The following is a 12,606-nucleotide window of genomic DNA, read 5'->3' on the forward strand; positions in this document are numbered from 1 at the left end:
GTTCCCGGATTCCGCTGCGCTGCATCCAGGCTACGTTTTTTTGATTTTGGGTTGATTTGGTGGGTGTTTTTTTATGAGTGGGGAGCAGGGTATGTTGAGGACATGGGGTTTTAAGTTGAGTTTGGTGTTGGGCTTGTGGGCTTGTTTGGTGGCGGTGCCAGCCGTTGCCGAGGTTATGCAGGCATTACCATTGACGGCGTTTTTGGGCAATGGTTTTGTTGCGGGTGTGCTTTATCTGCATGACCATTTGGCCAGTGTATCGCCGGATCAGGCTGGTTTGCTGTTTGGGTTTGGTTTGGCGGGTACTACGACGGCGCAGTCGAGTAATGCGATGACGTTGGCGGAATGGGCCAAGTTGCAGGACCCGGATGGCAAGGTGGCGATTGTGGCTAATTTGCTGTCGCAGACCAATGAGGTGTTGGAGGATGCGGTGTTTATGGAGGGTAATTTGCCGACCGGGCATCGGGTGACGGTGGCGACAGGTTTGCCGGCGGTGTATTGGCGCTCCTATAACCTTGGGGTGCCGTCTAGTAAGGCGACGTTTGCCCAGGTGGATGAAGCCATTGGCATGCTGGAGGCTTATGCGGTGGTGGATAAGGATCTGGCTCTGTTGAATGGCAATACGGCGGCGTTTCGTTTGCAGGAAGATCAGCTGTTTCTGGAGGCGATGAATCAGACTCAGGCCAAGACTTTGTTTTATGGCAATCCGGCTACGGATGCCCGGCAGTTTATGGGTTTGACGCCACGCTTTAATAATCTGGCGGCGGGTAATGCGGCGAATATTATGGATGCGGGGGGTACGGGTAGTACGAATACTTCGATCTGGCTGGTGGTGTGGGGTGAGAATACGGCGTTTTGTCCGTTCCCTAAGGGTTCCAAGGCCGGTTTGATCCATGACGATCAGGGCGAGGTGACGACTTATGATTCTAATCAGAATCGTTATCAGGCTTTTCAAACCCATTATCAGTGGAAGAATGGGTTGTGTGTGAAAGATTGGCGCTATGTGGTGCGGATTGCCAATATTCAGGTGACACCGGGCAATAATCCGCCGGTGACGGCTGATTTGTTGAGTTTGATGTCGCGGGCTTTGGATAGGGTGCCGAATTTGAATATGGGCCGGGCGGCGTTTTATATGAACCGGACCCTTTTTTCGATGCTGCGTTTGCAGGCTTTGAATAAGAGCAATATGGCTTTGGCGATTGAGCCGGCTTTGAGTCAGTTTGGTACGCCGCAGCGCTGGACCAGTTTTATGGGTGTGCCGTTGCGTAAGGTGGATGCGATTTTGAATACGGAATCGCAGGTGACGAGCAGCTCGTAAGGGCTTTGGTTTTATTAAGGGTTTCCGTGTGGGCATTTGGCAATGCCCACCCTACGTTTTTTGGGGGTTGTATGGGGTTGCAGGATAGTAAGTTGTTGGTGGCGGGGACGATTAATCCGAATGTGTCGGCTCAGACCGCCAGTGCCTCGAATCCGCCGATTACCGGTCAGGATTTGACGGGGGTGACGGCGGGTACGGTGACGTTGTCGCAGTATTCGATTGATTTGAATCCGGTGGCGGGTACCGGGATTGATATCGGTGAGGGTGCGCCGTTGTTTTTGAAGTGGCTGATTACCACGGCGTTTACCGGGGCTACCGGTTTGACGATTGCGGTGGTGACGGCGGATAACTCGGGGTTGTCGACCAATTTGACGACGTTGAATAGTCAGGCGGCGCCGGCTTTGACGGCTGGGACGTTTGGCTATTTGCCGATTCCGCCGCAGATAGCTTCCGGGGGTGCCAGTGGTTTGGGGCAGGAGTTTATCGGGGCTACGTTTACGCCGACGGGCGGCACGGTAACAGCCGGCAAGATTGTGGCGGAGATTACTAATCAGGTGGATGATCCCAAGTCGTTTTATAAGTCTGGGTTTACGGTGGCTTAGCTTGGTGGTTGTGGTGCTGGGTTGGGCGTTGCTTAACCCAGCCTGCAGACTTTGCGATTTTTTTGGGTTGGGTGGGTGATGGCTAAGTATTTGGTGTTGGAGGAGTCGTTTATCGCTGGCGGTCTGGTGCAGGCAGGGGCGGTGATTGAGTTTGACGCGAAGGCGCACGGTAAGCCGGGGGCTAATTTGCAGTTGGTGGTGGAGAAGTTGCCGAAGCGGCCGGCTAGTAAGGCGGTTGATGCGGCCTTGCCTGAGGGTGGTGATGCAGGTGGTGGTCAAGGCGAAGGTGGCAATTTGCCGGGTGCGGATGATTTGGTGCAGCAGACGGTTTTGAAGTAGGGGGAGTTATGCAGACGGTTGATAGGGTGATTAAGACGGTGGAACGGGTGCAGCAGGCGCGGATTACCGCGATTACCATTGATTGTGAAGATGGTACGGAGCTGAAGATTGGGGCGGTGGATGATCCGCTTAACTCTGTGCCGGTTGAGCATGTGCAGTCGTTGGCGGTGGGTGATTATTTGATTGTGGATAGTCTGGGGCAGCGGCATATTGTGGGGAAGTTGCAGCACGAGGCGAGTGTGGCAGCGGCGGGTACGGTGACGTTGTCATGAGTGGGCCGGTGATGGATGCGCCGCCGGGGTGGACAAAAGACAGTAACGGTCATTGGGTGCAAATCAGTTTGGGGCCTTCCTCGTCGTTGGCGGCTGGATTTAGTGCAGCAGCCGGCACAGTTCTGACGCTGGCTGATCCACAGCGTTTAACTGAGCCTTCTACTTATGCGGGCTTGGCGGCAGGTGCCGCCAGTGTGGCGAATGGCGATGTGGCGGCGGTGATTGGTGCGTTGGGCCTGGGGTTGGCCGGCGATATTCCAGGGGCGTTGCAGATGGGTGTTGGACCGATTTTGCGTTTGGCGGCGAGTGCGGCGGCGATTGTTGTTCCGGAAAAAAAGGTGAATAGCGATGATCAGATTAAAACGGCTATTGCTGGGCTTAGTCATGAGCAGCTTGTTAGCTTGCTCAACCAGCCACTTATTACCGTTAACACCGGGACAGGTGTTGGGGCCGGTGGTGGTGCCAACGGGCAGACCGGCAGCGTGTCAAATACCGCCGGCTAATTACACTCAGGCGCAATTGCTGCTCATGTCGGAAGCGGAGTTGCAGGCAGCGGCGGTGGCCAGGGAAATTTGGGTGAGGGATTGCCGATGACGATTAGCCGGGAGGAGTTGCGGGACACGTTGACGGAGTTTTTTGACGAACAGGCCAGGTTGGATGCAGTGACGCATAGTCAGCATCATGCCTGGATTGCTTTGAAAATTGATGCTGAGAAACAGCGGATTGCCATGTATCGAGCGATTGCCAAGGCAGCACTGAGTTGGTCGGTACCGGTGTTATTGGGAGCAGTTTGGTATTTTGTGCAGCATGGCAAATGGCCGGGAGGCTAGCGATGGCAAGTGAGCAGTTGTTGGCGCAGTTGCGCTTTGAAGAAGGGCTGAGGCTAGAGGCTTATCAGGATAGCCGCGATATTAAATCCATCGGTTATGGACATAATTTAGTGACCCAGCCGTTTTTTGCTGGAGTCAGGATTCCGGATCGGATTAGCACGGATTTGGCGGAACAGGTTTTGTTAAACGATGTATTGGTAACAGCTTACACCTTGTTGCAAAGTTGGCCGTTGTTAGCCAATTTGGATTTGCCACGCCGGGATGCTTGTATTCAGATGGCGTTTCAGTTAGGTGTGCATGGTTTTTTGGGATTTAGCCAATTAAGAATCGCGCTGGGGCAGCAGGATTGGGATAAAGCCTATGCCGAGGTATTGGATAGTCAGGCTGCCAGGGAGTGCACCAACCGTTGGCACAGAATAGCCGGCCAGATTTTGCACGGTGTGTATTATCAGGTACCGGCGCTGGCCAAAGCTGATATTGAGCATTCTTAGGAGGTAGTATGTCCAGATTAGGCGCTGCGCCGGTTGGTGTGTATTCAGATGATGGGGCGGTGTTGGAAGCAATTAAGCATCCGAATGGGAATTTGGGGTATTTGGTTGCCTCATATGCCAACACGGCTTTGATGTATGCCGATTTGAATAACGGTTTGTTACCTGTAGGATTGATTGCCGTGAATGCCGGTAATCGTGAGTTTATTTATAACGGCACAACGCTGACAGAGCTTGCGGTCACAGGATCTAATAATTTTCCGCATGTGAATGTGGCACATTCGGTGATTCGTACGTTTTTGAACAATCAGGGTTCTGCACATGTTAACGAACCGCATCGGCAGGCGCTGGAGATTGCGCTGCCGCCGTTGTTGGCTTCGACGGCGTGGGCAAAAATTGTGGAGCTATGGGTTCCACTTGGCGCAGATTTGATTGGTGCGTTGGTTAAGCTGAAATACCCTTCGGGCAATTCTGCTACGTTGACGAATCATAATTTTGTTGCTGGGGATTACACTCCAACCAGCGGTTTAACGGGTGATGGCTCGACAAAATATTTGACCAGTGATGCTAATCCGTCTAGTTTGGGATTGACTGCTAATAATTGGGGGTTAGCAGTACATACACCGAGTTTGCCTGTTAATTCTAGCGGTTTGGCCGCCAGTTCGGTTATGGCATCCCTAGTGCAATCGACTCATTTTTTTTATGTAAATGGTCAGCTTTACAATCAGTTTGTTTATGACAATGACATACTCACTCCTACAGCTCAATCGTATCTAAATTATAACAATGGCAGCGGTAATGTTACGCCACCGTGGGGTGTTGCCAGAACAGCTTATGTAAATTCTTATAATGGCGTGACGGCAGCTGGTTGTAGTGGGTTTATGATGCAATCAGTGTCCTCCAGTTCAGGTAATGTGGTACCGAATGCAACAGTTAGCCTGTTTTCGATTGGCGTTGGAAATTGTTCACAGGCAACGCTGACGGGGTATGCGTTGTTTACAGGTATGACTCAGGCAGAATTGCAGGTACTTGGTGCGTTTTTTGATACGGTAAATCACCTAGCTTATCGCCCTGTTTTTGATGGGTTGTTAGCTTTTGGAGATTCTATAATTCGCGGAAATTCCACCAGTAATTATTTGACTAAACGCTGGACACAATTGCTGGCAAATCAGTTGGGCCTAACACTAACAAACTATGGCATGGACGGATCAACGATGTCTATTTGCCCTACGCTGGGTAATGGCGGCACTGCAAATACGTATAACTGTTTTGAGTATGACCCAACGACCAATGGCACAAGCCCTACTTCAAGCCAGAAAGGCTTTTTGGCGTTGCCTTTACAAAATAGCGGGGCGCTGGTTTGTATTGGTCTAGGTATAAATGATCTGAGTTATTCCGGTAATTTAACTAATTACATTAAAATTTATACTCAGACGCTGACGCAATTGAAGCAGGCCGGTTTTAATATGAGCAATGTTTTGATCGCTGGTATTACATACGCTAGCAATTCTGGAGGTAGTGCACCAGCCAACGGATATTACACATCCGCACTCTGTCAAATTTGGAATTCAGCTTTGGCAAATTTAGCTGCACAATTTGATTGTATCTTTGTGGATATGTTTAGCCTCTGGAATTCTTCAAATTCAAATACATATCTGAATGCTGATGGAATTCATCCAAATGATGCTGGACATGCGCTGATGGCGAACCAGGCGCTGGCAGCATACAACGCGGCACGTAATAGCACTATCGCTCTTTATGTGCCGGTGAATTGATTATGTTCTTTTCCGCAGTTTATATTCGCAATTTAACGCTGGTTGAGTTGGGGGATTTATGTCGAGATTAGGTTCCGCTCCGATTGGTGTTTATTCAGATGATGGCGCGGTGTTGCAAGGCTTGCAGGGGCCAAACGGTAATATTTTCTATCTTTTGGCGGCTTCTACAGAGGTGCCGGTGCCGTTAAATGCTTTTTGGCGCACACCTATTCCGGCTGGAGCCACACTGGCCTCTAACTCGGCTGCTTTGGTGACTGAGTTTATGCGCCAGTTTGCGGTGTGGGGTAATGTTTCGGTAACGACAGACACATTTACCAATACGGTTTTTATGGCTGATAAATCGACGCCGGCTGTGATTGTATCGCAGGTGGGTGGATCCAATGCCGGGTTGATTCAGCAATTTTCCAATGTACCTATTCCGCCGTATGCGGTGCCTTCGCCTGACGGCTTGTCTTCACCTGATTATGGAATGACTATTTATGATCCGGATTCCGATACTTTGTGGGAGTTTTGGAAGGCTCAGCAAGTTTCCGGCGCGTGGCAGGCACAGTGGGGCGGGAAGTTAACAGGGTATTCTCAGTCTAATGGCATTTTTCCTTACCCTTACGGTGCCTCTGCAACGGGTTTGCCTATCACCGCTGGGCATATTACCGCTGAAGAGTTGGCCAGGGGGTCGATTAATCATGCGATTGGTATTTCACTGATCGATGCTGAGGATAGTTCTATTTTTTCCTGGCCGGCTAATCGTTCCGATGGGCATAACCCTACCAGTGCGCCTAACCGGATTATGGAAGGGCAGCGATTTAGGCTAGACCCTAGTATTAATGTGGATGCTTTGCATTTAACCCGTGTGGGTAAGATGGTTGCCAAAGCCGCTCAGATTTATGGCTTTGTGGTGATGGATAAGGGTGGGGCGCTGGTGATTAGGGCGAAAAACTCGATGTCTTATATGGCGCAGGGTATGGATAATCCTTATCCGCCTTTGTTTGGCGGCTTACACAGTTGGGCGATTTTGCAGAATTTCCCTTGGGCCAGTCTGCAGTTTTTACCGCAGAATTATGGACAGCCGGCATGACGACGGCACTGCAGATTTGTAATCTGGCATTGGGTACGTTGGGGCAGAATCCTGATGTGACGGATATTACCGGGGGTACGGATACATCGGTGTCGGCTACCTGGTGTCAGTTGTTTTATCCGCAGGCGGTGGCGGTGATTTTGGATGCGTACGCCTGGAGTTTTGCCACGACCACGCTGGCCTTGACGCCAACCACCAATAATAATCCGCTATGGCAGTATGCATATACGCCGCCGTCTGATTTTTTTGGGGTGACGGCGCTGGTGCAGCAGGGGTTTAGTGCCGATTTTCAGATGCCGAATAGCGAGAATTTTGCGCTGGAAGCGGGGGTGATTTATAGCAATATTGTAGATGCGATTTTGCTGTACACCAGTAATGCGGCGGCAGTGTCGCCGTTTCCGACCACGGGGTTTAATCCGTTGTTTACTCAGGCTTTGGTGACTTTGTTGGCGTCTTATTTGGCCGGCCCGTTGTTGAAGGGGGATGTGGGGGCGTCGGCTGGGCAGAAGTATTATGAGTTGTATTTGCAGGCGTTGGGGGCGGCGGTTGACAGTGATGCGCAGTATCGGAAGGTGAGGCCTCAGTATGTGCCCAGTGCGGTGCGGGCGCGGTATCAGAGTGGGTTGGTGCAGCCAGGTGCTGGTGGGGTTGGTTGGGCGGATTTGGGGCCGGTTGGGGGGAATAATGTGGTTTAGGGGTTTGGTTTGTAATTTAAGATATTGATATATAATGTAAAATTTTGTTCTTGTAGTTGAGTTGGCAAAATTTGATTAGAAGGTGTGCCGTAGTTTTTGTACGGACTAGGTGATGGAGTGATAGAATAGTCAGAATATACCCATCTAAATAAAAAGTGGTCATTTTGGTGAGATTCTTGAATACCAAAACTTGGTTTTAGCATTGAGTTGGTTAAAGCTTTACTTATTTTATGCTGAATTTCTATCCGCAAAATTAGGATGATAAAACTATAATATATTTTGTTCAGGATTAATTGAGATCTTATTATGTTGGCACAATTTGAAGTAAGTAATTTTAGGCAGTTTAAAGAAAAAATAGTATTGGATTTAACTGATGCTAAGCAATATGCTTTTAACCCAGAGTGTATTAGAAACGGTTTGGTTAATAAAGCGATTATTTATGGATCGAATGGCTGTGGTAAAACTAATTTGGGTTTGGCTATTTTTGATATAGTTTGGCATTTGACTGATAATGATAGAAATGGTCTTATTAACTATATGAACGGTTATGCAAATGCAGAATCTGATTTTGATTTAGTTAAATTTAGATATGTCTTTAAATTTAATAATAAAAATATTGTTTATGAATACGGAAAGAGAGAGATAGAGGTTTTGCAGTTTGAAACTCTGAATATTGACGGTAAATTAGTGATTGAGTATGAGTTAGGTAAGCCGCTTAAAGTCAATTTAGCAGGGGCAGAAACTTTAAAAACCGATTTGAGTAATTCTAATATTTCGGCATTAAAATATATCAGAAGTAATGCTGTTTTGGATAAAAACGAAGTTAATCAGGCTTTTGATGATTTTTATTATTTTGTCGAAAGGATGCTTTTTTTTAGATCGGTAGAGCAAAATATGTTTATTGGTTCTAAACAGAAGGTATTTACTATTTGTCAGGATATATTAGAACACGATCATTTACAAGATTTTGAGGAATTTTTGAATGATGTTGGTGTTAAGTGTGTGCTATCAGTAATTGAAGTCAACGGTCAAAAAGACATTGCTTTCAAATTCGGATATAAAAGTATTCCATTTTTTGGAATTGCATCTTCGGGCACGAAAGATTTAGCTTTATTTTATGCCTGGTATCAGCGCATATTAGAAGGTAATGAGGTATCCTTTGTATATATAGATGAGTTTGATGCCCATTATCACCATGCTTTAGCAAGATCATTGGTCGAAAAGTTAAAAAAAGTTGATGCTCAGGTTGTTCTAACTACACATAATACTAATTTAATGACTAATGATATGTTACGTCCTGATTGCTATTTTATTATGTCAGAAACAGGTATTAGACCTTTGCCGCAACTTACGCTAAAAGAGTTAAGGGATGTTCATAATCTAGAAAAAATTTATCGCGCCGGTGGATTTGATGGCTAATAACATTCTGTTTGTTTTTGAAGGGGAAAAGACAGAACAGATCATTGCAAATGGTTTTTTGAAGTTTTATCCACTAGGTAGTAAAACTACAATACTTACGGCCTATTGTGCAGAAATATATCAACTGTGGCGTGAAGTTAGTCAGGACGAAGATGTTGATTTGTTTGCTATTATTAAAAAGCGTATTGCTAATAGCGATAGGTCAATTAATGTAGAAAGTTATCAGTTATTAAAGGATATTGGCTCGGAATCGGTTTCTGAGATTTATTTGTTTTTTGACTATGATGGGCATGCTCAGTCTAGTCGTAATAATGGTCATGATGAAGATATAACGCAAATGCTGACACATTTTAACGTCGAAACCGGTAACGGAAAGTTGTATATTAGTTATCCGATGGTTGAGGCTTTAAAGCATATTCAAAGAACTGTCGATTTTAATAAAATGATAGTTAATGCCAAGACTAAAATAGCTTGTAATGTCCAGGGAGTAAATTACAAGAACTTGGTAGCCAGTCAGACTGATTTTCAGGATATTACCAGATACTCTAAGAATGACTGGAGTTATTTGATTTTAACTCATGTGGTAAAAGCTAATTATCTTTTTAATAAAAATTCACAATTGCCTGAGAGTCATTTTCATGTTTTAGCGATGACACAAGCGCTAATATTTCAAAAGCAATTATCCGAATATATTTTATCTTCTGGAAAAGTTGCGGTGTTGAGTGGAATTCCATTTTTTTTGATTGAGTATTTTGGCGAGCCGATTTGGCGTGAGTTGACAGAAAGCGATTGATGCGCTGGTTGGCACATCCTGCCTTTATAGATTAGGTTGGGGTTTGGTTGGGCCTCTGGAGGAGTTCCCGGATTCCGCTGCGCTGCATCCAGGCTACATTTTTTTGATTTTTTGATTTTTTTGGCCGGTAGGTCTTTTAGGCGGCTGCGGTCGCCTTTTTTGTTTGGGGTGGGTATGGCTTCGGTTAGGACTATTCGATCGTCGTTTAATGCGGGTGAGTTGACGCCGGAGTTGTTTGGTAATGTCGGGCTGGATAAATTACAGTCGGGCTTGGCTTTGTGCCGCAATTTTGTGGCCTTGCCGCATGGGCCGGTGCAAAACCGGGCCGGCTTTGCTTATGTGAACTCGGTTAAGACCGCGACTAAACGCACCCGTTTGATTCCATTCTCGTTTAACAATCAGCAGACCTTTGCGCTGGAATTGGGGGCCGGTTATTTTCGGTTTCATGCTCAGGGTGAGACGCTGGTTATTTCTGGGGCGGCCGAGTTGTTGACGAATAATCGCTTTACAGCGGATGTTTCCGGCTGGACGGATAGCAGTGCTGCTGGTTCGCATATTGCCTGGGATGCGGGGAATTATGGGCAGATGCAACTGGTTTCCGGGCCAAGTAGTCAGGCTTCGACTTATCAGGCAATTACAACAGTCCCCGGCCAGGTATATGTGATTGGTGTGGCTATTTCGGCGGTGTCTGGAACGCCGCATAGCGTGTTGCGAGTGGGGTCTACTGCAGGTGCTCATGATTTGTTAGATGCCACCACTTTTAATAGTGCCGTGCCTGGCCAGACGTATGATGCGAATCCGGCGGGCTGGTTTACGTTCACGGCGACGGGCACCACGGCGTATGTGTCGGTGATGAATGCGGCGTTTGGTTCTACCCTGAATATGCCGGTGATGGTGTGCGGGTTGTTGAATAAGTATGTGTGCCAGTGGGCGAAGCTGACAAGCTATGCGGCTGGTGTGTTGACCTGTGACGGTGCGGGGAATGTTTATTATGCGTTGCAGGCAGTACCGGCGGGGACGGTGCTGAGTGATACGGCACATTGGTTGCCGATGACTTTTTATGAATTGCCCAACCCTTATGCCGAAGCGGATTTGTTTGATATTCATTATGTGCAATCCGGCGATGTGTTGACGCTGGTGCATCCTGATTATGCGCCTATGGAATTACGCCGCTATGGCGATTGGCACTGGGTGCTGGCGGCCATAGAATTTGTCAGTAGTTTATCTGCACCGCTGTTGGGTACGGTGTCGGCGCATGGCGGGTCAGGCGGGTCGAGTGGTTCGCAAACCCTGGCTTATGTGGTGACAGCGCTGGATAGTTATGGTCAGCAGGAAAGTCTGGCTTCGGCAGCCGGTTCGGTAGTGAATGATTTGACCGGCAATGGAGCTTATAACCAGGTGAACTGGTCGGCGGGCAGCGGCGGCGGAGCGGTGGCTTATTTTAATGTGTATAAATCGATTAACGGCGGCGCGTCCGGTTTTATTGGTCAGGTCCCGGCAGGAACGCTGAGTTTTAAAGATAATAATATTACCCCGGACTGGACGCAGTCGCCGCCCTTGAATGACAGTGCTATGGCAAATGTGGGTGATTATCCGGGGGCGGTGGGCTATTACGAGCAACGCCGGGTGTTTGCCGGTTCGGATAATCAACCGCAGAATGTCTGGGCTACCCAGTCGGGTACCGAAAGCAATATGAATTATTCGCTGCCGAGCCAGGCCAGTGATGCTTTGCGGTTTCGGATAGCGGCATTGCGGGCCAGTGTCATAGGTCATGTGGTGGCATTGTGGGATTTGCTGTTATTAACGGCTTCCACGGTATGGCGGGTATATACCGCCAGTGGTGATGCATTGGCGCCCAGCACGATTACCATTAAAGCCCAGAGCCAGGTGGGGGCCAGTAATGTACAGCCGGTGGTGGTAAATCAGGCGGCGATTTATGCGGCCAGCCAGGGCGGCCATGTGCGGGAATTAAGCTATCAGTGGCAAATTCAGGGTTATCAGGATAGAGATTTGTGTTTGCTGGCGCGGCATTTATTTGATGGCTTGGCGGTAGTGGAGCTGGCATTTAGCCGCTCGCTGTATCCTATTGTTTGGGCGGTGTCGGCAGATGGGCGTATGTTGGGGTTGACATATTTGCCGGATCAGGAGGTGTTTGCCTGGCATCAGCATACCACTCAGGGTATGTTTGAATCGGTGTGTGTGGTGCAGGAAGGCAATTTTGATGTGGTGTATGGTGTGGTAAACCGCACGATTGCCGGGGTGCAGAACCGGTATGTGGAGCGCTTGGATACCCGCCAGTATGGGGCTGATTTAACTCAGGCATTTTTTGTCGATTGTGGGGCGACGTATACGGCAGTCGGCAGTGGTACGGTGACGAGTGTGAGTGGCTTGAACTGGCTGGCAGGGGCAACGGTGTCGGTGCTGCTGGATGGTAAGCCTTATACGGGTTTGACGGTGTCCAGCGGCGGGGTATTGACCTTGCCGGTCGCGGCGCATGTGGTGCAGGTGGGGCTGGCGATTGATGCCCAGTTTCAGACACCGCCGCTGGTATTGACCGGGGATAGTTCGGCGGGCCAGGGCCGGGTGAAGTGTATTAATAAGGTTTGGGCGCGAGTGGTGGATTTTGTCGGGTGTGCGGTGGGGCCGGGCGCAGCGCAGTTGGTGGCGGTAGCGCCGCAGGTTTATCAGGCCGATGGGGTGACGCCGCAATTATGGGCCGGGGAATGGCGGGTGAATATTTTGCCGCAGTTTAGTCCGGATGGCGGCGTGGTGTTTAGTCAGCCGCAGCCGTTGCCGCTGACGGTGTGTGATTTGAGTATGGAAGTGGCGATAGGTGGCTGATAGGTAGCTTATTTCCTTGACCAACCAGAAAACCTATCAAGCCAGAGGCGATACCAACAATTTGGCTCAGATTGATTAGGAGATTACCAGTATTTTCCTGGTTAGAGCCATTCATTTGTTTAAATACTTGGATTAAATGCCGACGATTTCTGTAAGTAA

13 protein-coding genes are annotated in these 12,606 nt (G+C 48.5%); all 13 read left to right on the forward strand.

The window, feature by feature from the left end; all coding sequences use genetic code 11:
- Positions 1–91 precede the first annotated feature (91 nt).
- Complete coding sequence (locus KEF85_RS05905; protein WP_215583962.1) at positions 92–1,318, forward strand: major capsid protein; 1,227 nt, start codon at positions 92–94, stop codon at positions 1,316–1,318.
- A gap of 71 nt (positions 1,319–1,389) precedes the next feature.
- The gene (locus KEF85_RS05910) at positions 1,390–1,920 is read left to right on the forward strand and encodes a Bbp16 family capsid cement protein (protein ID WP_215583964.1); all 531 of its coding nucleotides are present in this window, start codon (positions 1,390–1,392) and stop codon (positions 1,918–1,920) included.
- 78 nt (positions 1,921–1,998) lie between these two features.
- Positions 1,999–2,259, forward strand: coding sequence for a hypothetical protein (locus KEF85_RS05915; RefSeq protein WP_215583966.1), 261 nt, complete (start codon positions 1,999–2,001; stop codon positions 2,257–2,259).
- A gap of 8 nt (positions 2,260–2,267) precedes the next feature.
- Positions 2,268–2,531, forward strand: coding sequence for a hypothetical protein (locus KEF85_RS05920; protein WP_215583975.1), 264 nt, complete (start codon positions 2,268–2,270; stop codon positions 2,529–2,531).
- Entirely contained in the window at positions 2,528–3,034 is a 507-nt protein-coding gene (locus KEF85_RS05925; RefSeq protein WP_215583977.1) for a hypothetical protein, read from the forward strand. Before KEF85_RS05920 ends, KEF85_RS05925 begins: the two co-directional genes overlap by 4 nt.
- An 87-nt stretch (positions 3,035–3,121) precedes the next feature.
- A complete protein-coding gene (locus KEF85_RS05930) occupies positions 3,122–3,361 on the forward strand; it encodes a hypothetical protein (protein ID WP_215583979.1) in 240 nt (79 codons plus the stop codon).
- Between the two features lie 2 nt (positions 3,362–3,363).
- Positions 3,364–3,852 carry a glycoside hydrolase family protein gene (locus tag KEF85_RS05935; RefSeq protein ID WP_215583981.1) on the forward strand — a complete coding sequence of 163 codons (489 nt, stop codon included), beginning with the start codon at positions 3,364–3,366 and terminating at the stop codon, positions 3,850–3,852.
- A gap of 8 nt (positions 3,853–3,860) precedes the next feature.
- Entirely contained in the window at positions 3,861–5,624 is a 1,764-nt protein-coding gene (locus KEF85_RS05940) for an SGNH/GDSL hydrolase family protein (RefSeq protein ID WP_215583984.1), read from the forward strand.
- Between the two features lie 58 nt (positions 5,625–5,682).
- Entirely contained in the window at positions 5,683–6,699 is a 1,017-nt protein-coding gene (locus tag KEF85_RS05945; protein ID WP_215583986.1) for a DUF4124 domain-containing protein, read from the forward strand.
- Positions 6,696–7,394, forward strand: coding sequence for a phage connector family protein (locus KEF85_RS05950; RefSeq protein WP_215583988.1), 699 nt, complete (start codon positions 6,696–6,698; stop codon positions 7,392–7,394). The genes KEF85_RS05945 and KEF85_RS05950 overlap by 4 nt, the downstream gene beginning before the upstream one ends.
- A gap of 306 nt (positions 7,395–7,700) precedes the next feature.
- Complete coding sequence (locus KEF85_RS05955; RefSeq protein ID WP_215583990.1) at positions 7,701–8,813, forward strand: AAA family ATPase; 1,113 nt, start codon at positions 7,701–7,703, stop codon at positions 8,811–8,813.
- Positions 8,806–9,606, forward strand: a complete 801-nt coding sequence (locus KEF85_RS05960; RefSeq protein ID WP_215583992.1) for a hypothetical protein — start codon at positions 8,806–8,808, stop codon at positions 9,604–9,606. The genes KEF85_RS05955 and KEF85_RS05960 overlap by 8 nt, the downstream gene beginning before the upstream one ends.
- Positions 9,607–9,780: 174 nt before the next feature.
- Entirely contained in the window at positions 9,781–12,447 is a 2,667-nt protein-coding gene (locus KEF85_RS05965) for a phage tail protein (RefSeq protein WP_215583994.1), read from the forward strand.
- Positions 12,448–12,606: the final 159 nt, after the last annotated feature.

Origin of the sequence: Methylomonas paludis, from assembly GCF_018734325.1 — a bacterium.
Classification (GTDB): domain Bacteria; phylum Pseudomonadota; class Gammaproteobacteria; order Methylococcales; family Methylomonadaceae; genus Methylomonas; species Methylomonas paludis.

Bases quoted from the DNA above. Each gene is read 5' to 3' on its own strand.
- KEF85_RS05905 (WP_215583962.1), top strand. From the start codon at position 92: ATGTTGAGGACATGGGGTTTTAAGTTGAGTTTGGTGTTGGGCTTGTGG.
- KEF85_RS05910 (WP_215583964.1), top strand. From the start codon at position 1,390: ATGGGGTTGCAGGATAGTAAGTTGTTGGTGGCGGGGACGATTAATCCG.
- KEF85_RS05915 (WP_215583966.1), top strand. From the start codon at position 1,999: ATGGCTAAGTATTTGGTGTTGGAGGAGTCGTTTATCGCTGGCGGTCTG.
- KEF85_RS05920 (WP_215583975.1), top strand. From the start codon at position 2,268: ATGCAGACGGTTGATAGGGTGATTAAGACGGTGGAACGGGTGCAGCAG.
- KEF85_RS05925 (WP_215583977.1), top strand. From the start codon at position 2,528: ATGAGTGGGCCGGTGATGGATGCGCCGCCGGGGTGGACAAAAGACAGT.
- KEF85_RS05930 (WP_215583979.1), top strand. From the start codon at position 3,122: ATGACGATTAGCCGGGAGGAGTTGCGGGACACGTTGACGGAGTTTTTT.
- KEF85_RS05935 (WP_215583981.1), top strand. From the start codon at position 3,364: ATGGCAAGTGAGCAGTTGTTGGCGCAGTTGCGCTTTGAAGAAGGGCTG.
- KEF85_RS05940 (WP_215583984.1), top strand. From the start codon at position 3,861: ATGTCCAGATTAGGCGCTGCGCCGGTTGGTGTGTATTCAGATGATGGG.
- KEF85_RS05945 (WP_215583986.1), top strand. From the start codon at position 5,683: ATGTCGAGATTAGGTTCCGCTCCGATTGGTGTTTATTCAGATGATGGC.
- KEF85_RS05950 (WP_215583988.1), top strand. From the start codon at position 6,696: ATGACGACGGCACTGCAGATTTGTAATCTGGCATTGGGTACGTTGGGG.
- KEF85_RS05955 (WP_215583990.1), top strand. From the start codon at position 7,701: ATGTTGGCACAATTTGAAGTAAGTAATTTTAGGCAGTTTAAAGAAAAA.
- KEF85_RS05960 (WP_215583992.1), top strand. From the start codon at position 8,806: ATGGCTAATAACATTCTGTTTGTTTTTGAAGGGGAAAAGACAGAACAG.
- KEF85_RS05965 (WP_215583994.1), top strand. From the start codon at position 9,781: ATGGCTTCGGTTAGGACTATTCGATCGTCGTTTAATGCGGGTGAGTTG.